General features: G+C 50.2%; 30 protein-coding genes. 1 reads left to right on the forward strand and 29 read right to left on the reverse strand.

What is annotated here, in order from left to right:
* The first annotated feature begins 96 nt into the window (after positions 1-96).
* Complete coding sequence (gene uvrA, locus C4F51_RS15500) at positions 97-2,961, forward strand: excinuclease ABC subunit UvrA (RefSeq protein WP_193911334.1); 2,865 nt, start codon at positions 97-99, stop codon at positions 2,959-2,961.
* Between the two features lie 203 nt (positions 2,962-3,164).
* On the opposite strand, the gene rplQ is transcribed toward uvrA, so the two are convergent.
* From rplQ to tuf, 29 genes are all read right to left on the reverse strand, one after another.
* Positions 3,165-3,557 (reverse strand): 50S ribosomal protein L17, encoded by a 393-nt coding sequence (gene rplQ, locus C4F51_RS15505; protein ID WP_193911335.1) that lies wholly within the window; start codon positions 3,555-3,557, stop codon positions 3,165-3,167.
* 83 nt (positions 3,558-3,640) lie between these two features.
* On the reverse strand, positions 3,641-4,627 hold the full coding sequence (locus tag C4F51_RS15510) for a DNA-directed RNA polymerase subunit alpha (protein ID WP_193911337.1): 987 nt from the start codon (positions 4,625-4,627) through the stop codon (positions 3,641-3,643).
* Between the two features lie 26 nt (positions 4,628-4,653).
* Positions 4,654-5,274 (reverse strand): 30S ribosomal protein S4, encoded by a 621-nt coding sequence (gene rpsD, locus C4F51_RS15515; RefSeq protein ID WP_193911339.1) that lies wholly within the window; start codon positions 5,272-5,274, stop codon positions 4,654-4,656.
* Positions 5,275-5,288: 14 nt separating this feature from the next.
* The gene (gene rpsK, locus C4F51_RS15520) at positions 5,289-5,684 is read right to left on the reverse strand and encodes a 30S ribosomal protein S11 (RefSeq protein WP_087466547.1); all 396 of its coding nucleotides are present in this window, start codon (positions 5,682-5,684) and stop codon (positions 5,289-5,291) included.
* A 56-nt stretch (positions 5,685-5,740) separates the two neighbouring features.
* Complete coding sequence (gene rpsM, locus C4F51_RS15525) at positions 5,741-6,097, reverse strand: 30S ribosomal protein S13 (RefSeq protein WP_193911341.1); 357 nt, start codon at positions 6,095-6,097, stop codon at positions 5,741-5,743.
* 226 nt (positions 6,098-6,323) lie between these two features.
* Positions 6,324-6,440: a 50S ribosomal protein L36 gene (rpmJ, locus tag C4F51_RS15530; RefSeq protein ID WP_039912586.1), complete on the reverse strand. Its 117-nt coding sequence runs from the start codon at positions 6,438-6,440 to the stop codon at positions 6,324-6,326.
* Between the two features lie 22 nt (positions 6,441-6,462).
* Positions 6,463-7,788: a preprotein translocase subunit SecY gene (gene secY, locus C4F51_RS15535; protein WP_193911343.1), complete on the reverse strand. Its 1,326-nt coding sequence runs from the start codon at positions 7,786-7,788 to the stop codon at positions 6,463-6,465.
* Positions 7,789-7,799: 11 nt separating this feature from the next.
* Positions 7,800-8,234: a 50S ribosomal protein L15 gene (rplO, locus tag C4F51_RS15540; RefSeq protein WP_193911345.1), complete on the reverse strand. Its 435-nt coding sequence runs from the start codon at positions 8,232-8,234 to the stop codon at positions 7,800-7,802.
* 1 nt (position 8,235) lies between these two features.
* Positions 8,236-8,421, reverse strand: coding sequence for a 50S ribosomal protein L30 (gene rpmD, locus C4F51_RS15545; protein WP_193911347.1), 186 nt, complete (start codon positions 8,419-8,421; stop codon positions 8,236-8,238).
* Between the two features lie 34 nt (positions 8,422-8,455).
* Positions 8,456-8,965: a 30S ribosomal protein S5 gene (rpsE, locus tag C4F51_RS15550; RefSeq protein ID WP_193911348.1), complete on the reverse strand. Its 510-nt coding sequence runs from the start codon at positions 8,963-8,965 to the stop codon at positions 8,456-8,458.
* A 10-nt stretch (positions 8,966-8,975) separates the two neighbouring features.
* Positions 8,976-9,326 carry a 50S ribosomal protein L18 gene (rplR, locus tag C4F51_RS15555; protein WP_193911351.1) on the reverse strand — a complete coding sequence of 117 codons (351 nt, stop codon included), beginning with the start codon at positions 9,324-9,326 and terminating at the stop codon, positions 8,976-8,978.
* 11 nt (positions 9,327-9,337) lie between these two features.
* Positions 9,338-9,871: a 50S ribosomal protein L6 gene (rplF, locus tag C4F51_RS15560; protein WP_193911352.1), complete on the reverse strand. Its 534-nt coding sequence runs from the start codon at positions 9,869-9,871 to the stop codon at positions 9,338-9,340.
* A 13-nt stretch (positions 9,872-9,884) separates the two neighbouring features.
* A complete protein-coding gene (gene rpsH, locus C4F51_RS15565) occupies positions 9,885-10,277 on the reverse strand; it encodes a 30S ribosomal protein S8 (protein ID WP_193911354.1) in 393 nt (130 codons plus the stop codon).
* 31 nt (positions 10,278-10,308) lie between these two features.
* Positions 10,309-10,614: a 30S ribosomal protein S14 gene (rpsN, locus tag C4F51_RS15570; RefSeq protein ID WP_193911356.1), complete on the reverse strand. Its 306-nt coding sequence runs from the start codon at positions 10,612-10,614 to the stop codon at positions 10,309-10,311.
* 10 nt (positions 10,615-10,624) lie between these two features.
* The gene (gene rplE / locus C4F51_RS15575) at positions 10,625-11,164 is read right to left on the reverse strand and encodes a 50S ribosomal protein L5 (RefSeq protein WP_193911358.1); all 540 of its coding nucleotides are present in this window, start codon (positions 11,162-11,164) and stop codon (positions 10,625-10,627) included.
* A gap of 6 nt (positions 11,165-11,170) precedes the next feature.
* On the reverse strand, positions 11,171-11,488 hold the full coding sequence (rplX, locus tag C4F51_RS15580) for a 50S ribosomal protein L24 (protein WP_193911360.1): 318 nt from the start codon (positions 11,486-11,488) through the stop codon (positions 11,171-11,173).
* A gap of 34 nt (positions 11,489-11,522) precedes the next feature.
* The gene (gene rplN / locus C4F51_RS15585) at positions 11,523-11,891 is read right to left on the reverse strand and encodes a 50S ribosomal protein L14 (RefSeq protein ID WP_007644480.1); all 369 of its coding nucleotides are present in this window, start codon (positions 11,889-11,891) and stop codon (positions 11,523-11,525) included.
* A 36-nt stretch (positions 11,892-11,927) separates the two neighbouring features.
* On the reverse strand, positions 11,928-12,194 hold the full coding sequence (gene rpsQ, locus C4F51_RS15590) for a 30S ribosomal protein S17 (protein WP_193911362.1): 267 nt from the start codon (positions 12,192-12,194) through the stop codon (positions 11,928-11,930).
* 2 nt (positions 12,195-12,196) lie between these two features.
* Positions 12,197-12,388 carry a 50S ribosomal protein L29 gene (gene rpmC / locus C4F51_RS15595; protein WP_193911364.1) on the reverse strand — a complete coding sequence of 64 codons (192 nt, stop codon included), beginning with the start codon at positions 12,386-12,388 and terminating at the stop codon, positions 12,197-12,199.
* Complete coding sequence (gene rplP / locus C4F51_RS15600) at positions 12,388-12,801, reverse strand: 50S ribosomal protein L16 (RefSeq protein ID WP_193911365.1); 414 nt, start codon at positions 12,799-12,801, stop codon at positions 12,388-12,390. Before rplP ends, rpmC begins: the two co-directional genes overlap by 1 nt.
* 12 nt (positions 12,802-12,813) lie before the next feature.
* A complete protein-coding gene (gene rpsC / locus C4F51_RS15605; protein ID WP_193911367.1) occupies positions 12,814-13,494 on the reverse strand; it encodes a 30S ribosomal protein S3 in 681 nt (226 codons plus the stop codon).
* A gap of 13 nt (positions 13,495-13,507) precedes the next feature.
* A complete protein-coding gene (gene rplV, locus C4F51_RS15610) occupies positions 13,508-13,840 on the reverse strand; it encodes a 50S ribosomal protein L22 (protein WP_193911369.1) in 333 nt (110 codons plus the stop codon).
* Between the two features lie 12 nt (positions 13,841-13,852).
* Positions 13,853-14,131, reverse strand: a complete 279-nt coding sequence (gene rpsS / locus C4F51_RS15615) for a 30S ribosomal protein S19 (protein ID WP_193911371.1) — start codon at positions 14,129-14,131, stop codon at positions 13,853-13,855.
* Between the two features lie 39 nt (positions 14,132-14,170).
* Positions 14,171-14,998 (reverse strand): 50S ribosomal protein L2, encoded by an 828-nt coding sequence (gene rplB / locus C4F51_RS15620; RefSeq protein ID WP_193911373.1) that lies wholly within the window; start codon positions 14,996-14,998, stop codon positions 14,171-14,173.
* Between the two features lie 13 nt (positions 14,999-15,011).
* On the reverse strand, positions 15,012-15,308 hold the full coding sequence (gene rplW, locus C4F51_RS15625; RefSeq protein WP_193911375.1) for a 50S ribosomal protein L23: 297 nt from the start codon (positions 15,306-15,308) through the stop codon (positions 15,012-15,014).
* On the reverse strand, positions 15,305-15,919 hold the full coding sequence (rplD, locus tag C4F51_RS15630; protein WP_193911377.1) for a 50S ribosomal protein L4: 615 nt from the start codon (positions 15,917-15,919) through the stop codon (positions 15,305-15,307). Before rplD ends, rplW begins: the two co-directional genes overlap by 4 nt.
* A gap of 20 nt (positions 15,920-15,939) precedes the next feature.
* Positions 15,940-16,584, reverse strand: coding sequence for a 50S ribosomal protein L3 (gene rplC, locus C4F51_RS15635; RefSeq protein WP_193911379.1), 645 nt, complete (start codon positions 16,582-16,584; stop codon positions 15,940-15,942).
* 103 nt (positions 16,585-16,687) lie between these two features.
* Complete coding sequence (rpsJ, locus tag C4F51_RS15640) at positions 16,688-16,999, reverse strand: 30S ribosomal protein S10 (RefSeq protein ID WP_193911380.1); 312 nt, start codon at positions 16,997-16,999, stop codon at positions 16,688-16,690.
* A 199-nt stretch (positions 17,000-17,198) separates the two neighbouring features.
* On the reverse strand, positions 17,199-18,422 hold the full coding sequence (gene tuf / locus C4F51_RS15645) for an elongation factor Tu (protein WP_193911382.1): 1,224 nt from the start codon (positions 18,420-18,422) through the stop codon (positions 17,199-17,201).
* Positions 18,423-18,447 lie beyond the last annotated feature (25 nt).

Raw genomic sequence — 18,447 nt, forward strand, 5'->3', positions numbered from 1 at the left:
CTGTTATCTGTGCGCCAATTAAACAGGCTCCTGACATTCCCTGACAGGGTTTGTCGTATAATCGGAGACTTTCGTTTTTTTCGGGTAGCAGCGTTTATGGATACCATTATTGTCAGGGGTGCTCGCACCCACAATTTGAAAAACATTGATCTGGATATCCCCCGCGACAAGCTGGTTGTCATCACCGGCCCTTCCGGGTCCGGCAAGTCGTCTCTGGCGTTTGACACGCTCTACGCCGAGGGCCAGCGCCGTTACGTTGAGTCGCTGTCCACCTATGCCCGTCAGTTTTTGTCGATGATGGAAAAGCCCGATGTGGATCATGTGGAAGGCCTGAGCCCTGCCATCTCCATCGAGCAAAAATCTACCTCGCACAACCCGCGCTCTACCGTGGGCACCATTACCGAAATTTATGATTACCTGCGTTTGCTGTATGCCCGCGTGGGTGAACCGCGCTGCCCCATTCACCACGAACCGCTTACTGCCCAGACCGTGAGCGAGATGGTCGATACCGTGCTGGCAATGCCCGAAGGTACCGCGCTGATGTTGCTGGCGCCGGTGGTGCGCGATCGCAAGGGCGAGCACCTGCACATTATTGAGCAACTGAAACGCGATGGCTTTATCCGCGTTCGCGTCAACGGTCTGCTGTGCGATCTCGACGATACGCCCAAGCTCGACAAGAAGAAAAAGCACAGCATCGAAGTGGTGGTTGACCGCTTTAAAGTCCGGGAAGATATCAAACTGCGTTTGGCAGAATCCTTTGAAACCGCATTGAAGCTGTCGGAAGGCATTGCCGCTATCAGCCCAATGGATGGCAAGGGCGCCGATCGCCTGTTTTCTTCCAAGCACGCCTGCCCGGTATGTGATTACAGCCTGACCGAGCTGGAACCCCGCCTGTTTTCCTTTAATAACCCGGCCGGTGCTTGCCCTGGTTGTGATGGTTTGGGATTGAAGCAATTCTTCGACGAAGAAAAAGTAATCCTGAACCCGGAAGCCTCATTAACCGATGGCGCTATTCGCGGCTGGGACAAGCGCAATGTTTACTATTTCCATATGTTGGCGTCGCTGTCAGACCATTACGGTTTCAGTGTCGACACCCCTTGGAAAAAACTGAAAGCCGGTTTTAAAAATGCCATTTTGAACGGCTCCGGCAGCGACGTTATCGAGTTCACGTACATCAATGATCGTGGTGATGTGTATCAGCGCAGCCATGCCTTTGAGGGCGTGCTGCCGAACATGGAACGCCGCTACCGCGATACAGAATCCAGCATGGTGCGCGAGGAACTGGCGAAATTCCTGTCCAGCCAACCCTGCCCGGATTGCAACGGCACCCGCCTGCGTACCGAAGCGCGCAACGTGTTTATTGATGAGCGCACCCTGCCGGAGATTGCCGATTTACCGATCGCTACCGCTTACGATTATTTTCAGCAGCTGGCGTTCACCGGCCGCAAAGCCGGCATCGCCGACAAGATTTTGAAAGAGCTGCGCGATCGCTTCCGCTTTCTGGTGGATGTAGGCCTGAATTACCTGACGCTCAGCCGCAGCGCCGATACGCTGTCCGGCGGTGAAGCCCAGCGTATCCGCCTCGCCAGCCAGATTGGCGCCGGTCTTGTGGGCGTTATGTACATTCTCGACGAGCCGTCTATCGGCCTGCATCAGCGCGATAACGAGCGCCTGCTGAAAACCCTGACCCATCTGCGCGATATTGGTAACACCGTTATTGTGGTTGAGCACGATGAAGATGCTATTCGTCAGGCCGACCACGTAATTGATATTGGCCCGGGCGCCGGCGTTCACGGCGGCATGGTGATTGCCCAGGGCAATGTTAAAGCGATTATGGCCAACAAGGACTCCATCACCGGCCAATACCTTAGTGGCGCCAAAGCCATTGAAGTACCGTCAGAACGCCATCCTTTTGATACGGCCAATGTATTGCGGCTTGAAGGCGCTACCGGCAACAACCTGAAAGATGTCACCTTGGAGATTCCGGTCGGTTTGATGACCTGCGTTACCGGTGTATCCGGCTCCGGCAAATCGACGCTGATCAACGCCACCCTGCACCCGCTGGCAGCGACCGCACTGAACGGCGCCAGCACCCTGAAACCGGCTGCCCACACCGCTGTTCACGGGCTGGATCTGTTTGATAAGTGCGTGGACATCGACCAAAGCCCTATTGGCCGCACACCGCGCTCCAACCCCGCCACCTACACCGGTATTTTTACACCGGTGCGTGAGTTGTTTGCCGGCACCCAGGAAGCGCGCTCACGCGGTTACCAGCCAGGCCGCTTCAGCTTTAACGTCAAAGGCGGCCGCTGCGAGGCTTGTCAGGGCGATGGCGTAACCAAGGTAGAGATGCACTTCCTGCCCGACGTTTACGTGCCCTGTGACGTTTGCAAGGGCAAGCGTTACAACCGCGAAACCCTCGACGTGAAATACAAAGGCAAGAATATCCATGAAGTACTGGATATGACGGTAGAAGACGCGCACAACTTCTTTGAAGCGGTGCCATCTATTGAGAAGAAACTGCAAACCCTGATCGACGTAGGCCTTTCCTACATCCGCCTGGGGCAGGCAGCGACGACGCTTTCCGGCGGCGAAGCCCAGCGGGTAAAACTCGCCAAAGAGCTGTCCAAGCGCGATACCGGCAAGACCTTATATATTCTCGACGAACCCACCACCGGTTTGCACTTCTACGATATCCAGCAACTGTTGAATGTGCTGCATCGTCTGCGCGATCACGGCAATACCGTAGTGGTTATTGAGCATAATCTGGATGTGATTAAAACCGCCGACTGGATTGTCGATCTGGGCCCGGAAGGCGGTAGCGGCGGCGGTGAAATTATTGCCACCGGCACGCCGGAAGATATTGCAGAACTGGAACACTCTCACACGGGCCGCTTCCTTAAACCCATGCTGGCAAACACCCGCAAAACAGCCAAAGGGATCAGTAAGCGTAAAAAATAAAATCAATGCGGCATAAGATTTTGAAAGTCTTATGCCGCCATCCGCTCGCAACTATCTCTGCAAAAAATACAGAAATACAAGTTAACGCGACCTGTAAATTATTTACAGAAACATCTGACAGAGATGCAAATGATTTCAGCAAAATATTACAGGCATAAAAAAACCGGCCGAAGCCGGTTTTTTTATGGGGATGAAACAGAAACTTATTCAGCTTCTACTGCAGTTTCAACCGCACGAGCAGGACGATCTACCAGTTCAACGTAGGCCATAGGAGCCTTATCGCCAGAACGGAAACCGCACTTAAGAATACGCACATAACCACCTGGGCGACCCTGGTAACGAGGACCGAGGTTGCTGAACAACTTACCTACCGCTTCTTTGCTTTGCAGACGAGCAAAAGCCAGACGACGGTTTGCAACGCTATCAACTTTAGCCAGAGTAATCAGCGGCTCGATAACACGACGCAGCTCTTTAGCTTTTGGCAAAGTGGTTTTGATCAACTCATGCTCAACCAGTGACGCAGACATGTTGCGGAACATAGCTTTACGATGAGAAGCGTTACGGTTAAGTTGACGACCGCTAAGACGATGACGCATGACTCAATTCCTTCAAAATGGACCACTATTATGTGGTCTCGTTAATCGCCCGCACCGAAGAGAGTTAACGGGCGAATTAATAATTAATCGTTTCGCAAACTGGCCGGTGGCCAATTTTCCAAACGCATACCTAAAGACAAACCGCGAGAAGCCAGAACATCTTTAATTTCAGTAAGAGATTTCTTACCGAGGTTTGGTGTTTTCAACAGCTCAACTTCAGTGCGCTGAATCAAATCGCCAATGTAATAGATGTTTTCAGCTTTCAGGCAGTTAGCTGAACGCACGGTCAATTCCAGATCATCAACCGGACGCAACAACACCGGATCGATAGCTTCTTCTTTCTGCTCAGGAACTGATTGTTTTTCGCCTTCAAGATCAACGAATACAGCCAGTTGCTGTTGCAGAATAGTAGCTGCACGACGAATCGCTTCTTCCGGATCAATGGTACCGTTGGTTTCCAGGTCCAGAACCAGCTTATCCAGGTCGGTGCGCTGTTCAACACGAGCACTTTCAACAGAGTACGCCAGACGACGTACCGGGCTGAAAGAAGCATCCAGTTGCAAACGGCCAATTGCACGACTTTCGTCATCATCACGACGACGGCTGTCAGCTGGCTGATAACCACGGCCACGAGCAATGGTCAAACGCATTTTCAACTCGGTATTGCCGGTAATGTTGGCAATAACGTGATCAGGATTTTTAATTTCTACATCATGATCCAGTTGAATATCCGCAGCTGTTACAACGCCGGGGCCTTTTTTGCTCAGGGTCAATACAGCCTGGTCTTTACCGTGCATGATCACAGCAACACCTTTGAGGTTCAGCAGGATTTCAATCACATCCTCCCGAACACCTTCGATATCACTGTACTCGTGCAACACGCCGTCAATTTCTGCCTCAACAATGGCACAGCCGGCCATGGAAGAAAGCAGAATGCGACGTAAAGCATTGCCAAGCGTATGTCCAAAACCACGCTCCAGAGGCTCCAGAACCACGCGAGCGTGGGTCGGGCTGCTCTCTGAAACATCGATATGACGCGGGGTCAAAAATTCGTTTACTGCTGTCTGCATAGCCACACCTGTTAGCGGTTAGTCCCTTACTTGGAGTAAAGCTCGACGATGAGGTTTTCGTTGATGTCAGCTGGTAAATCAGCACGATCCGGAATGCGCTTGAACACGCCTTCTTTCTTCTCTGCGTTTACTTCAACCCACTCAACATTGCTGCGCTGACCAGCCAGGTTAATTGCGTTTTGGATACGCAATTGGTTCTTGGCTTTTTCGCGAACAGCAACAACGTCACCAGCGGCGACCTGGTAAGAAGCTACGTTAACGGTTTTACCGTTTACGATAATAGCTTTGTGAGAAACCAATTGGCGGGATTCCGCACGAGTTGAACCAAAGCCCATACGATAAACAACGTTATCGAGACGGGATTCGAGCAACTTCAACAGGTTTTCACCGCTAGCGCCTTTACGACGGGCAGCTTCTTTGTAGTAGCCACGGAATTGCTTTTCAAGTACGCCGTAAATACGACGAACTTTTTGCTTTTCACGCAACTGAACACCGTAGTCGGACAAGCGTCCACGACGCTGGCCGTGCTGACCCGGTGCGGTTTCAATTTTACACTTGGAATCCAGCGCACGAGCACCGCTCTTCAGGAAGAGGTCAGTGCCTTCGCGACGGGATAACTTACAAACTGGACCAATATAACGTGCCATTTATGAAATCCCCCTTAAACGCGACGTTTCTTCGGCGGACGACAGCCGTTGTGAGGAATCGGCGTAACGTCAGTGATGTTGGTAATTTTGTAACCAACATTGTTCAGAGCGCGAACAGCAGATTCGCGACCCGGGCCTGGGCCCTTCACTTCAACGTCGAGGTTTTTCAAGCCGTATTCTTTAGCGGCTTCACCGGCACGTTCAGCAGCAACCTGCGCTGCAAACGGGGTAGATTTACGAGAGCCACGGAAACCTGAACCACCGGAGGTAGCCCAGCTCAGGGTGTTACCCTGACGGTCTGTGATAGTGACAATCGTGTTGTTAAAAGAAGCATGGATGTGGGCAACCCCATCAACCACCGTCTTTTTGACTTTCTTTTTCGTTGCGGTTTTATTACCTGGCTTCGCCATAGCAATCTCTTCCTAACCTGTTGTTACCGTACTTGAATGACTAACGTAAGCAGCAATTATTTCTTAATTGGCTTACGCGGACCTTTGCGGGTACGAGCGTTGGTTTTAGTACGCTGACCACGGAGCGGCAAGCTGCGACGATGACGAAGGCCACGGTAGCAACCCAGATCCATCAGGCGTTTAATGTTCATAGATATAACACGGCGCAAGTCACCCTCAACGGTGAACTTGGCTACTTCGTTACGTACTGTGTCCATTTGTTCTTCAGAGAGAGAACCAATTTTGGTATCTTCAGAGATACCAGCGGCGGCACAGATTTGCTTCGCTGTAGTACGGCCAATCCCGTAGACATAAGTCAGAGAGATAACCGCGTGTTTGTTATCTGGTATGTTTACACCAGCAATACGGGCCATTCAAATTACTCCAGTAACACATAAATTGCAGCGTTGACAGCAATTAACGCCACGCCAACACACCAAAAGGGCGCGCAGCATAGCTGAAAAATTACCCAAAAACAATAGCCTGACCGTTTCCGGTCAAGCGACAGTCAACGCCCCCAGTGGGCAAAACAGCTTTGCTCCAATCAGCAAACGGGCAGATAGAGTTTATCTGCCCGCTACCGACTGAAAACAGAATGTTTTAGCCCTGACGCTGCTTGTGGCGCGGCTCTACGTTACAGATAACACGCAGAACACCATTACGACGCACCATTTTGCAATTGCGACAAATCTTTTTAACAGAAGCACGAACTTTCATGATCCAACCTCAAAATACCGGATTAGCGAACGTTTCCGCTGCCATATCCCTTTAAGTTTGACTTCTTCATCAGTGAATCATACTGATGAGACATCAGATGTGCCTGGACCTGAGACATAAAGTCCATAACCACAACCACCACGATCAGTAACGATGTGCCACCGAGATAAAAAGGCACATTGGTAGCAACGATCAGGAACTGTGGCAGGAGACAAACGGCCGACATATAAATAGCGCCTACCACAGTTAACCGGGTCAGAACACTATCAATATATTTGGCAGATTGCTCACCGGGACGAATACCAGGAATATACGCGCCGGATTTTTTCAGGTTATCGGCAACTTCTTTCGGGTTGAACATCAACGCCGTGTAGAAGAAGCAGAAAAACGCAATCATTACCGCAAACAGTAAAATGTTCAGTGGTTGACCCTGGCCAAGTGCCAGCGCAATTTCCTGAAGAATTTCACTACCGAGACCTTCGCCACCCTGACCGAACCACTGCGCAATGGACGCAGGGAACAACAGAATACTACTGGCAAAAATCGCCGGGATTACACCAGCCATATTCACTTTTAACGGCAAGTGGCTGCTTTGTGCGGCGTAACCTTGCTGGCGCTTGGCATAGTTTACCGTAATGCGGCGCTGACCGCGCTCAATACGTACAACAAACCAGATAACAGCCAAAGCCAGTGCGGCAATAACCAGAACCATTAACAGGTGCAGATCACCCTGACGCGCGCTTTCGAACGTTTGACCGATCGCTCCAGGCAATCCGGCAACGATACCGGCAAAAATCAGCATGGAAATACCATTACCAATTCCGCGCTCGGTAACTTGCTCACCCAGCCACATCATAAATACCGCGCCTGTTACCAGAGATACGATACCGATGAAGTAGAAAGAGAATCCTGGTTCACCACCGTAAGCGTAGGATGAAAAGCCGACAGTCATCGCCAGACCCTGAACAGTAGCAAGAACTACCGTAAAGTAACGGGTGTACTGATTGATTTTTCTACGGCCTGCATCACCTTCTTTCTTCAACTGCTCCAGTGACGGAGTTACCGCAGCCAGTAGCTGCATGATAATGGAAGCAGAAATGTAAGGCATGATACCCAATGCCAGAATACTCATACGCTCCAGAGCACCACCGGAGAACATGTTAAACAAACCCAGGATGGTTCCCTGGCTTTGGTTAAACAGGTTAGCGATACGCTCTGGATCCAGTCCTGGAACCGGAATATGAGTACCGATACGGTAAACGACGATAGCTAAAAACAGAAAGCGAAGGCGAGCCCATAGCTCGCCCAAGCCTCTTTGATTGGCTAACGGCAGATTCGGAGTTGCCATTCGCGCCTCGTTTATTCCTCGATTTTCCCGCCAGCGGCTTCAATCGCAGCTCTGGCACCCTTGGTTACTGCAAGGCCTTTCACAGTAACAGCTTGCTTCAACTCGCCAGACGCAAAAATTCTTGCGCGCTTGACGTTAACACCGATGACATCAGCTTGCTTCAGAGTTTCCAGGTCGATTACACCACCTTCTACTGCGTTCAATTCGGAAAGACGAATTTTTGCAGTAACGCGGCCAATGCGAGAAGAGAAACCATACTTGGGCAGACGGATCTGCAAAGGCATTTGACCGCCTTCGAAACCAGGTCTTACCGAGCCACCAGAGCGGGATTTCAAACCCTTGTGACCACGACCTGCGGTTTTACCCAATCCGCTACCGATACCACGGCCTACACGCTTCTTCTCACGTACGCGACCGGGTGCAGGACTTAGCGTATTCAGACGCATCTTATTCACCCTCTACCTTGACCAGATAGTTCACTAAATTAATCATGCCACGAACTGACGGAGTATCTTCTACTTCGACAGTGTGACCGATACGGCGCAAGCCCAATCCGGCAACGCTGGCTTTATGGTTCTTCAACCGGCCTGCAGTGCTCTTGATCTGAGTCACTTTAATCATTTTCTTAGACATGGTCGTATTCCGTCATAAGTAATCGGCAGGCCGATCAGTTAAGAATGTCTTCTACTGATTTACCGCGCTTTGCAGCAACAGCTTCCGGAGAAGTCATTGATTTCAGTGCGTTAAAAGTAGCGCGTACAACGTTTACCGGGTTGGTAGAACCGTAGCACTTGGACAATACGTTTTGAACGCCGGCAATTTCAAGAACCGCACGCATTGCACCACCGGCGATAACACCGGTACCCTGGGAAGCAGGCTGCATGTACACTTTGGAAGCGCCATGTGCACCTTTGGTCGGGTACTGCAGGGTGTCACCATTCAATTCAACGGTGATCATGTTGCGACGAGCGGCTTCCATTGCTTTCTGGATCGCAGCAGGCACTTCACGCGCCTTGCCACGGCCAAAGCCGACTTTACCGTTACCGTCACCAACAACAGTCAGTGCGGTAAAAGCAAAGATACGACCACCTTTAACAGTTTTGGCAACACGATTTACTTGAACGAGTTTCTCTTGCAAGCCTTCGCTGTTGTCTTCATCTTTCTTGGAGTAAGCCATATCTTAACCTTTAGAATTCCAGTCCACCTTCACGCGCAGCATCGGCCAGAGCTTTAACACGACCGTGGTATTTGAAACCACTACGGTCAAACGCAACCTGGGTAACGCCGGCAGCTTTGGCTCGCTCTGCGATCAGAGCACCTACTGCTTTTGCGGCATCAGCATTACCTGTTTTACCACTACGCAGATCTTTATCAAGAGTAGAGGCGCTTGCTACGACTCTTGAACCATCCTCTGAAATAACTTGTGCATAGATGTGACGCGGTGTGCGGTGAATCGACAAACGTGTAACGTTCAGTTCACGAATCTTTGCACGGGCACGGCGCGCACGGCGAAGACGAGATAACTTCTTATCGCTCATAACCTTGGCCCTTACTTCTTCTTGGCTTCTTTACGCAGTACTGTTTCATCCGAGTAGCGGATACCTTTGCCTTTGTACGGCTCTGGCTCGCGGAATGCACGGATTTCAGAAGCAACCTGACCAAGCAATTGCTTGTCAGCGCTCTTCAGTACAATTTCAGTCTGGCTGGGGGTCTCTACGGTAACGCCAGCAGGAACTTTGTAGTTCACCGCGTTAGAAAAACCAACAGACAGGTTTACAGTGTTGCCTTCTGCTTTAGCACGGTAACCCACGCCTACCAGTGTCAGTTTTCTTTCGAAACCCTGATTTACACCGATAACCATGTTATTTACCAGAGCACGGGTAGTACCCGCTAATGCATCAGACTGCTTGGCGCCATCGCGAGGAGCGAAGGTCAGGACATTGCTGTCCTGCTTCACTTCAACGCTGGGATGGATTTCGAGCGCCAATGTACCTTTGCCGCCTTTAATAGACAGTGATTGCCCGTTCAGGGTAACACTGACTGCAGCAGGTACTTCAACCGGACTTTTTGCAACTCGTGACATGACGATTTCCCAATTAGAATACTGTGCAGAGGACTTCACCGCCCACGCCAGCAGCGCGAGCAGCACGATCAGTCATAACACCTTTACTGGTTGAAACGATCGCGATACCCAAACCACCGCGAACGCTTGGCAACCCGGCTTTCCCGGCATAATTACGCAGGCCAGGACGGCTCACACGGTCAAGCTCGGCGATTACTGCCTTGCCTTCAAAATATTTCAAGTCAACAGTCAGTTCCTGCTTAGCAGCTTCGCTAACGGAAAAACCATTGATGTAACCCTCGTCAGAGAGTACTTTTGCCACACTGATCTTCAATTTTGAAGATGGCATGGTCACAGAAGTCTTGCCCACCATTTGCGCGTTGCGAATGCGGGTCAGCATATCTGCTAACGGATCTTGCATGCTCATCAGATTTTGCTCCTAAAATTAAGCCGTTGGCTTACCAACTGGCTTTAACCAGACCCGGCACATCACCGCGCATGGCCGCTTCACGCAATTTATGACGGCACAAGCCGAATTTGCGGTAAACGCCATGAGGACGGCCGGTTACACGGCAACGGTTACGCTGACGTGAAGGGCTGGCATCACGAGGCATCTTTTGCAATTTGATTTGCGCTTCCCACACCTGCTCTTCAGTAGACGAAGGACTCACGATAATTGCTTTCAACTCGTCGCGCTTGGCGGCGAACTTGTTAGCGGTTTCTGCACGCTTGACTTCACGTGCAATCATCGATTTCTTAGCCATAACGTTACCTTTAGCCTTTGAACGGGAAGTTGAACGCTTTTAACAGCGCACGACCTTCTTCGTCTGTTCGAGCTGTGGTTGTGATACAAATATCCAAACCACGCAGTTTGTCGACTTTATCGTAATCAATCTCAGGGAAGATGATTTGTTCAGTCACGCCCATGGAGAAATTACCACGACCATCAAACTGCTTCGGGCTGATACCGCGGAAGTCACGAATACGTGGGATGGCTACAGCAATCAGGCGATCCAGGAACTCATACATCCGATCACTACGCAGAGTTACTTTGCAACCGATTGGCCAGCCGTCACGAATTTTAAAACCCGCAATAGATTTGCGAGCATTTGTGACAACGACTTTCTGACCGGAAATTTTAACCAGGTCATTAACCGCGTTCTCAAGCACTTTCTTGTCACCAACAGCTTCACCTACACCCATGTTCAGGGTAATTTTGGTGATGCGTGGCACTTCCATAACGTTTGCCAGACCGAGCTCTTCTACCAGCTTGGGGGCAAGTTCTTTTTTGTACAGTTCTTTTAGCCTAGCCATGTTTCATTACGCCCCTACGGCTTCGCCATTGGATTTGAAAACACGAACTTTGTCGCCATTTTCAAGGACCTTGAAGCCAACACGATCAGCTTTCTGAGTTGCACTGTTGTAGATGGCAACATTGGAAGCATGAATTGAGGCTTCTTTTTCAACAATTCCACCAGCCACGCCCAGTTGCGGGTTTGGCTTTTGGTGTTTTTTGATGATGTTAACACCGGATACGATCAGGCGATCTTCGGCCAAAACGCGAACTACTTTACCACGTTTGCCCTTGTCGCGACCGGCGATAACAATCACTTCGTCATCACGTTTAATTTTACGCATTTGTCTGCCCTCGGTTCTCTGGTGAGGAAAGTGCTTAGAGCACTTCCGGAGCCAAAGAAATGATTTTCATAAATTTCTCGCCACGCAACTCACGAGTTACGGGTCCGAAAATACGGGTACCGATCGGAGCATCCTGGTTGTTCAGCAGTACGGCAGCATTATCGTCAAACTTGATTAATGAACCGTCTTGGCGACGCACACCTTTTTTGGTGCGCACGACAACTGCTTTCATTACCTGGCCTTTTTTCACCTTACCGCGAGGAATTGCTTCCTTTACGGTTACTTTGATGATGTCGCCCACTGCGGCATAGCGACGGTGGGAACCGCCAAGAACCTTGATGCACATGACACGGCGAGCACCGCTATTGTCAGCAACATCTAAGTAGCTTTCTGTTTGAATCATCGTCCGTCTCCGAAACTTTAAGTCGCCAGGAGTCTATCAGACTCCGGTGGCGCGCTCTTCAATATTAACCAAAGTCCAAGTCTTGGTTTTAGACAGAGGACGAGACTCAGCAACTGTAACAACGTCACCAATTTTGCATTCGTTGTTTTCGTCGTGAGCTTTTACTTTGGACGATTTGGTAGTGTACTTACCATAAAGCGGGTGCTTTACACGGCGCTCAATCAGAACAGTGATGGTTTTATCCATCTTGTCGCTAACGACCTTACCGGTCAGTGCGCGAGCCAGTGTTGTTTCCTGGGTCATCGTTAGTTACCTGCCTTTTGGTTGAGCACAGTCTTGATCCGAGCAATGTCTTTGCGAACTTGCGCAAGCAAGTGAGACTGAGCCAATTGACCGGTTGCAGCTTGCATACGCAGCTTGAACTGCTCTTTCAATTGGTCCAGAAGTGCGCCATTCAGCTCTTCGACGGACTTTTCGCGGAGTTCTGAAGCTTTCATCACATCACCGAACGTTTAACAAAGGTTGTTGTAACAGGCAATTTCGCCGCTGCGAGAGAGAATGCTTCACGAGCCAACTCTTCGCTCACACCGTCCATTTCATAAAGAACTTTGCCCGGACGAATTTGCGCTACCCAGTATTCCACGTTACCTTTACCTTTACCCTGACGAACTTCCAGAGGCTTTTCGGTAATCGGCTTGTCCGGGAACACACGGATCCAGATTTTACCGCCACGCTTAACGTGACGAGTCATCGCACGACGTGCTGCTTCGATCTGACGAGCAGTAATGCGACCGCGACCAGTTGCTTTCAAGCCAAAATCACCAAAGCTAACTTTGGAGCCACGCTGGGCCAGACCGCGGTTGCGGCCCTTCATTTGCTTGCGAAACTTTGTACGCTTAGGTTGTAACATTATGCGTACTCCTTACTTGGATTTTGCAGGTTTTTTCTTGGATGCAGCTTCGGTTTCTACTACGTCACCGATAACTTCACCTTTGAAAATCCATACTTTTACACCGATGATGCCGTAGGTGGTGCTGGCTTCTGCAGTTGCATAATCAATATCTGCACGCAGAGTATGCAAAGGTACGCGACCTTCACGATACCACTCACTACGAGCGATCTCGGCACCACCCAAGCGGCCACCCACCTGGATTTTGATACCTTCAGCGCCCTGACGCATGGCGTTTTGTACCGCGCGCTTCATAGCACGACGGAACATTACACGACGCTCAAGTTGCTGGGCTACGCTTTGCGCTACCAATACTGCGTCCAGATCCGGCTTGCGAATCTCTTCAATATTGATGTGCACTGGCACGCCCATTTGCTTGCTGATGTCAGCACGCAATTTATCAACATCTTCACCTTTCTTACCGATCACGATACCCGGACGGGCAGTGTGAATGGTAATGCGAGCAGTGTTGGCCGGACGCTCGATATCTACGCGGCTAACAGAGGCACTCGCCAGTTTTTTCTGAATGTACGAACGCACTTTCAGATCGATGTTCAGTTTGTCTGCGTAATCAGTACCATCGGCATACCATACAGAAGTATGCTTTTTGACGATTCCCAGACGAATACCGTTCGGATGTACTTTCTGACCCATAACGCCTGCTCTCTTACTTGTCGGCTACTTTAACGGTGATGTGACAAGTGCGTTTGACAATGCGGTCGGCACGGCCCTTGGCGCGCGGTCTGATGCGCTTCAAGCTGGTACCTTCATCCACAAAAATTGTCGACACTTTCAATTCGTCAACATCAGCGCCTTCGTTATGCTCTGCGTTTGCAATTGCAGATTCGAGCACTTTCTTGATAATTTCTGCGCCTTTCTTGTTGCTGAAAGCAAGAACATCAAGAGCGTCTTCAACGCCTTTACCGCGAATTTGATCTGCTACCAAACGCGCTTTTTGCGCCGACAGACGAGCACCGCTTAACTTTGCTGCTACTTCCATCGTATACCTCGATTAGCGCTTTTTAGCTTTTTTGTCGGCAGCGTGACCACGGTAAGTACGTGTTGCTGCAAACTCGCCAAGTTTATGACCAACCATTTCTTCGTTGACCAGGACCGGTACGTGCTGACGCCCGTTGTGAACAGCCAGAGTCAAACCAACCATTTCCGGCATAATCATTGAACGACGTGACCAGGTTTTGATCGGACGACGATCATTACTCTCGATCGCCGCTTCGACCTTCTTAATCAGGTGAAGATCGATAAAAGGACCTTTTTTCAGTGAACGTGGCACTGTTGCTTCCTCTACTCAGCTCAGATGTTATATCGACGCTTATTTCTTGTCGCGACGACGAACGATCATCTTATCGGTGCGCTTGTTTTTGCGCGTTTTGTAACCCTTGGTCGGGATACCCCATGGAGATACAGGGTGACGACCACCAGAGGTACGCCCTTCACCACCACCGTGCGGGTGATCTACCGGGTTCATCGCAACACCGCGCACTGTCGGACGCACACCGAGCCAACGTTTGGCACCAGCCTTACCGAGAGAACGAAGATTATGCTCACTGTTGGATACTTCACCCAAAGTTGCACGACAATCAGTCAACACTTTACGCATTTCACCACTGCGCAAGCGCAGAGTTGCGTAAGCGCCATCACGCGCAACCAATTGAGCAGATGCACCGGCAGAACGTGCAACTTGCGCACCTTTACCTGGCTTGAGCTCAATACAATGAATCACGCTACCGAGCGGGATATTACGCAGAGGCAAGCTGTTACCAACTTTAATACCTGCGGTATTACCTGATTCAATTTTATCGCCGGCATTCAGACCTTTTGGAGCGATAATGTAACGACGCTCACCATCGGCATAAACAACCAAAGCAATATTGGCAGTACGGTTAGGGTCATATTCCAGACGCTCTACAGTCGCCGGGATACCATCTTTGTTACGACGGAAATCAACCAGACGATAGTGTTGCTTGTGACCACCACCAACATGACGGGTAGTGATACGACCAGTATTATTACGCCCACCGGACTTGGATTTTTTCTCCAGCAAAGGAGCATAAGGTGCACCCTTGTGAAGACCTTCGCTCACGACGCGAACAACAAAGCGGCGGCCTGGCGAGGTTGGTTTACTTTTTACAATAGGCATTGCAACAATCCTCTTACTCAGCTACCGCAAAGTCGATGTCCTGACCTTGCTCAAGACGTACATAAGCTTTTTTCCAGTCGCTTCTTCTGCCAACACCGTAGCGAGTACGTTTGGTTTTGCCCTTTACGTTCAAAACACGCACGCTTTCAACTTTAGCGTTAAACAAAGACTGAACAGCCGCTTTGATTTCAAGTTTGCTTGCATCAGCAAGAACCTTGAATACAACCTGGTTGCCTGACTCACCTGCCGCTGCAGATTTTTCAGAAACCACAGGACCTAACAACACTTTATAAATGCGTTCTTGGTTCATCCCAGGATCTCCTCAAATTTTTTGAGTGCAGGAACGGTAACAACCACTTTCTCAAAACGGATAAGGCTGACCGGATCAACACCCTGAACGTCACGAACATCAACCTTGTGCAGGTTGCGTGAAGCGAGGAACAGGTTTTCACTCAATTCTTCAGTAACGATCAACGCTTCAGACAAATCGTATTGAGCCAGTTTCTGGATCAGTGATTTGGTTTTCGGCGCATCAACATCGAAACTCTCAACAACCAGCAGACGGTCCTGACGGTTCAGCTCGGACAAGATACATTGCAGCGCAGCGCGATACATTTTCTTGTTCAGCTTCTGATCAAAACTACGTGGCTTGGCAGCGAAAGTAACACCACCGGAACGCCAGATCGGGCTACGGATGGTACCGGCACGAGCACGGCCAGTACCTTTTTGACGCCATGGCTTTTTACCACCACCGGATACTTCAGCACGAGTCAACTGTGCTTTGGTACCTTGACGTCCACCAGCCATATAAGCAACAACAGCCTGATGCACCAGATCCTGGTTAAACTCTCTTCCGAAAGCAACCTCGGATACGCTCAGCGTACTTTTGGCACCTTCAGGCGTAACAATATTTAATTCCATCGTCGATTCCCCTCGGATACTTAAGCGTTGTTGCGCGCTTTAACAGCTGGACGCACAATCACATCGCCACCTGGAGCACCAGGAATAGCACCCTTGACCAAAAGCAGATTGCGTTCGACATCAACACGAACCACTTCAAGGTTTTGAACGGTTACGCGCTCAGCACCCATGTGGCCTGTCATTTTCTTGCCTTTGAAAACGCGACCCGGAGTTTGACACTGACCAATAGAACCTGGAACACGGTGAGAACGCGAGTTGCCGTGAGTGGCATCTTGCATGCTGAAGTTCCAACGTTTTACTGTACCAGCGAAACCTTTACCTTTGGAGGTACCGGTAACATCAATGATTTGACCAGCTTCGAAAGCAGCTACGGTGATTTCACCACCGACTTCGAAAGCGTCTTGAGAGTCGTTACGCAATTCCCACAGACCACGACCTGCTTCAGCATTTGCTTTGGCATAGTGACCGGCTTCGGATTTGGTAACACGGGAGGCGCGACGAGAACCTACAGCAACCTGCACAGCAGAGTAACCATCGGTTTCGACATTCTTGACCTGGGTGATGCGGTTAGGCTCAACCTCAATCACAGACACAGGAATGGAAATACCATCATCGGTAAATATACGAGTCATGCCGCTTTTGCGGCCGACAATACCAATCGTCATTGTACTAACCTCTTAGTGTACGGGGCTTTTACCCGCTATGGCCGCCCATTTCAGAGCGTTACACACCCCTGAAGCCCAATGCCGCAGGGGTTTAAACATTTACTTAACCGAGACTAATTTGAACCTCGACGCCTGCAGCCAGATCCAGCTTCATCAGGGCATCTACGGTTTTTTCAGTAGGCTCAACAATATCCAGCAAACGCTTGTGTGTACGAATCTCATACTGATCACGCGCGTCTTTGTTGACGTGCGGGGAGATCAATATTGTGAAGCGCTCTTTACGAGTCGGCAGCGGAATCGGGCCGCGAACTTGTGCACCTGTACGCTTTGCTGTCTCGACAATTTCCTGAGTAGAAGCATCGATGAGCTTATGATCAAAAGCCTTCAGGCGAATTCGAATGCGTTGATTCTGCATGTGAACCAAACTCCAGTTATGTATTAAAGAACAACCTTGCTTACCGACGCAGGATCACCCCGGCAAAAGGAGGCGCAATAGTAATGACGAAGACAGACACTGTCAACTGGCTTGTCAAAAAAGAAGCAGTGGCGATTAAAATTTCATCAGACAGCAATAAAAAAGGCGCCCGAAGGCGCCTTTTTTATCTGAAACGGTATTACTGAATGATTTTGGCTACAACGCCAGCACCAACAGTACGACCACCTTCACGAATGGCGAAGCGCAGACCTTCTTCCATCGCGATCGGGTGAATCAGGGTAACAGACATTTGAATGTTGTCGCCCGGCATAACCATTTCAACGCCTTCCGGCAATTCACAAGCACCGGTTACGTCGGTAGTACGGAAGTAGAACTGAGGACGGTAACCTTTGAAGAATGGAGTATGACGACCACCTTCATCTTTACCCAGTACGTATACTTCAGCTTCGAACTTGGTGTGCGGAGTTACTGAACCCGGCTTGCACAAAACCTGACCACGCTGAACGTCGTCACGCTTGGTACCACGCAGCAGAACACCAACGTTCTCACCGGCACGGCCTTCGTCCAGCAGCTTGCGGAACATTTCAACACCGGTACAAGTAGATTTCTGAGTATCGCTGATACCAACGATCTGAATCTCTTCACCAACCTTGATAATGCCACGCTCAACACGACCGGTTACTACAGTACCACGACCGGAGATAGAGAATACGTCTTCTACCGGCATCAGGAACGGCAGGTCGATTGCACGAACCGGCTCAGGAATGTAGCTGTCCAGAGTTTCTACCAGAGTTTTAACAGCGGTAGTACCCAGACCGTTTTCATCTTCACCGTTCAACGCCATCAGCGCAGAACCCGGGATGATCGGAGTGTCGTCAGCAGGGAAGTCATAAGTAGACAGCAGCTCACGCAGCTCCATCTCTACCAGCTCCAGCATCTCATTGTATTCGTCAGTGCCTACGCCGCCACAGTCAGCAGCCAGCAGGTCAGCTTTGTTCAGGAATACCACAATGTAAGGTACACCTACCTGACGGGACAGCAGGATGTGCTCACGGGTTTGCGGCATAGGACCATCGGTCGCGCCACATACCAGGATAGCACCATCCATCTGCGCAGCACCGGTGATCATGTTTTTCACATAGTCGGCGTGGCCCGGGCAATCTACGTGCGCGTAGTGACGAGACGGTGAATCATATTCAACGTGAGAGGTGTTGATGGTGATACCACGCTCACGCTCTTCCGGTGCATTGTCGATACCGTCGAATGCTACTGCTTTACCGCCCCAGATTTCTGCACAAACGCGAGTCAGCGCTGCAGTCAGAGTGGTTTTACCATGGTCAACGTGACCAATGGTGCCCACGTTGACGTGGGGCTTGTTACGTTCAAACTTTTCTTTAGCCACTTTTCAATTCCTCCAAAAAAGAGAT

Origin of the sequence: Cellvibrio polysaccharolyticus, from assembly GCF_015182315.1 — a bacterium.
GTDB lineage: Bacteria > Pseudomonadota > Gammaproteobacteria > Pseudomonadales > Cellvibrionaceae > Cellvibrio > Cellvibrio polysaccharolyticus.

Excerpts from the sequence above, each read along its gene's own strand:
- uvrA (WP_193911334.1), top strand. The coding sequence starts at position 97 with ATGGATACCATTATTGTCAGGGGTGCTCGCACCCACAATTTGAAAAAC.
- rplQ (WP_193911335.1), bottom strand. The coding sequence starts at position 3,557 with ATGCGTCATCGTCTTAGCGGTCGTCAACTTAACCGTAACGCTTCTCAT.
- C4F51_RS15510 (WP_193911337.1), bottom strand. The coding sequence starts at position 4,627 with ATGCAGACAGCAGTAAACGAATTTTTGACCCCGCGTCATATCGATGTT.
- rpsD (WP_193911339.1), bottom strand. The coding sequence starts at position 5,274 with ATGGCACGTTATATTGGTCCAGTTTGTAAGTTATCCCGTCGCGAAGGC.
- rpsK (WP_087466547.1), bottom strand. The coding sequence starts at position 5,684 with ATGGCGAAGCCAGGTAATAAAACCGCAACGAAAAAGAAAGTCAAAAAG.
- rpsM (WP_193911341.1), bottom strand. The coding sequence starts at position 6,097 with ATGGCCCGTATTGCTGGTGTAAACATACCAGATAACAAACACGCGGTT.
- rpmJ (WP_039912586.1), bottom strand. The coding sequence starts at position 6,440 with ATGAAAGTTCGTGCTTCTGTTAAAAAGATTTGTCGCAATTGCAAAATG.
- secY (WP_193911343.1), bottom strand. The coding sequence starts at position 7,788 with ATGGCAACTCCGAATCTGCCGTTAGCCAATCAAAGAGGCTTGGGCGAG.
- rplO (WP_193911345.1), bottom strand. The coding sequence starts at position 8,234 with ATGCGTCTGAATACGCTAAGTCCTGCACCCGGTCGCGTACGTGAGAAG.
- rpmD (WP_193911347.1), bottom strand. The coding sequence starts at position 8,421 with ATGTCTAAGAAAATGATTAAAGTGACTCAGATCAAGAGCACTGCAGGC.
- rpsE (WP_193911348.1), bottom strand. The coding sequence starts at position 8,965 with ATGGCTTACTCCAAGAAAGATGAAGACAACAGCGAAGGCTTGCAAGAG.
- rplR (WP_193911351.1), bottom strand. The coding sequence starts at position 9,326 with ATGAGCGATAAGAAGTTATCTCGTCTTCGCCGTGCGCGCCGTGCCCGT.
- rplF (WP_193911352.1), bottom strand. The coding sequence starts at position 9,871 with ATGTCACGAGTTGCAAAAAGTCCGGTTGAAGTACCTGCTGCAGTCAGT.
- rpsH (WP_193911354.1), bottom strand. The coding sequence starts at position 10,277 with ATGAGCATGCAAGATCCGTTAGCAGATATGCTGACCCGCATTCGCAAC.
- rpsN (WP_193911356.1), bottom strand. The coding sequence starts at position 10,614 with ATGGCTAAGAAATCGATGATTGCACGTGAAGTCAAGCGTGCAGAAACC.
- rplE (WP_193911358.1), bottom strand. The coding sequence starts at position 11,164 with ATGGCTAGGCTAAAAGAACTGTACAAAAAAGAACTTGCCCCCAAGCTG.
- rplX (WP_193911360.1), bottom strand. The coding sequence starts at position 11,488 with ATGCGTAAAATTAAACGTGATGACGAAGTGATTGTTATCGCCGGTCGC.
- rplN (WP_007644480.1), bottom strand. The coding sequence starts at position 11,891 with ATGATTCAAACAGAAAGCTACTTAGATGTTGCTGACAATAGCGGTGCT.
- rpsQ (WP_193911362.1), bottom strand. The coding sequence starts at position 12,194 with ATGACCCAGGAAACAACACTGGCTCGCGCACTGACCGGTAAGGTCGTT.
- rpmC (WP_193911364.1), bottom strand. The coding sequence starts at position 12,388 with ATGAAAGCTTCAGAACTCCGCGAAAAGTCCGTCGAAGAGCTGAATGGC.
- rplP (WP_193911365.1), bottom strand. The coding sequence starts at position 12,801 with ATGTTACAACCTAAGCGTACAAAGTTTCGCAAGCAAATGAAGGGCCGC.
- rpsC (WP_193911367.1), bottom strand. The coding sequence starts at position 13,494 with ATGGGTCAGAAAGTACATCCGAACGGTATTCGTCTGGGAATCGTCAAA.
- rplV (WP_193911369.1), bottom strand. The coding sequence starts at position 13,840 with ATGGAAGTAGCAGCAAAGTTAAGCGGTGCTCGTCTGTCGGCGCAAAAA.
- rplB (WP_193911373.1), bottom strand. The coding sequence starts at position 14,998 with ATGCCTATTGTAAAAAGTAAACCAACCTCGCCAGGCCGCCGCTTTGTT.
- rplW (WP_193911375.1), bottom strand. The coding sequence starts at position 15,308 with ATGAACCAAGAACGCATTTATAAAGTGTTGTTAGGTCCTGTGGTTTCT.
- rplD (WP_193911377.1), bottom strand. The coding sequence starts at position 15,919 with ATGGAATTAAATATTGTTACGCCTGAAGGTGCCAAAAGTACGCTGAGC.
- rplC (WP_193911379.1), bottom strand. The coding sequence starts at position 16,584 with ATGACGATTGGTATTGTCGGCCGCAAAAGCGGCATGACTCGTATATTT.
- rpsJ (WP_193911380.1), bottom strand. The coding sequence starts at position 16,999 with ATGCAGAATCAACGCATTCGAATTCGCCTGAAGGCTTTTGATCATAAG.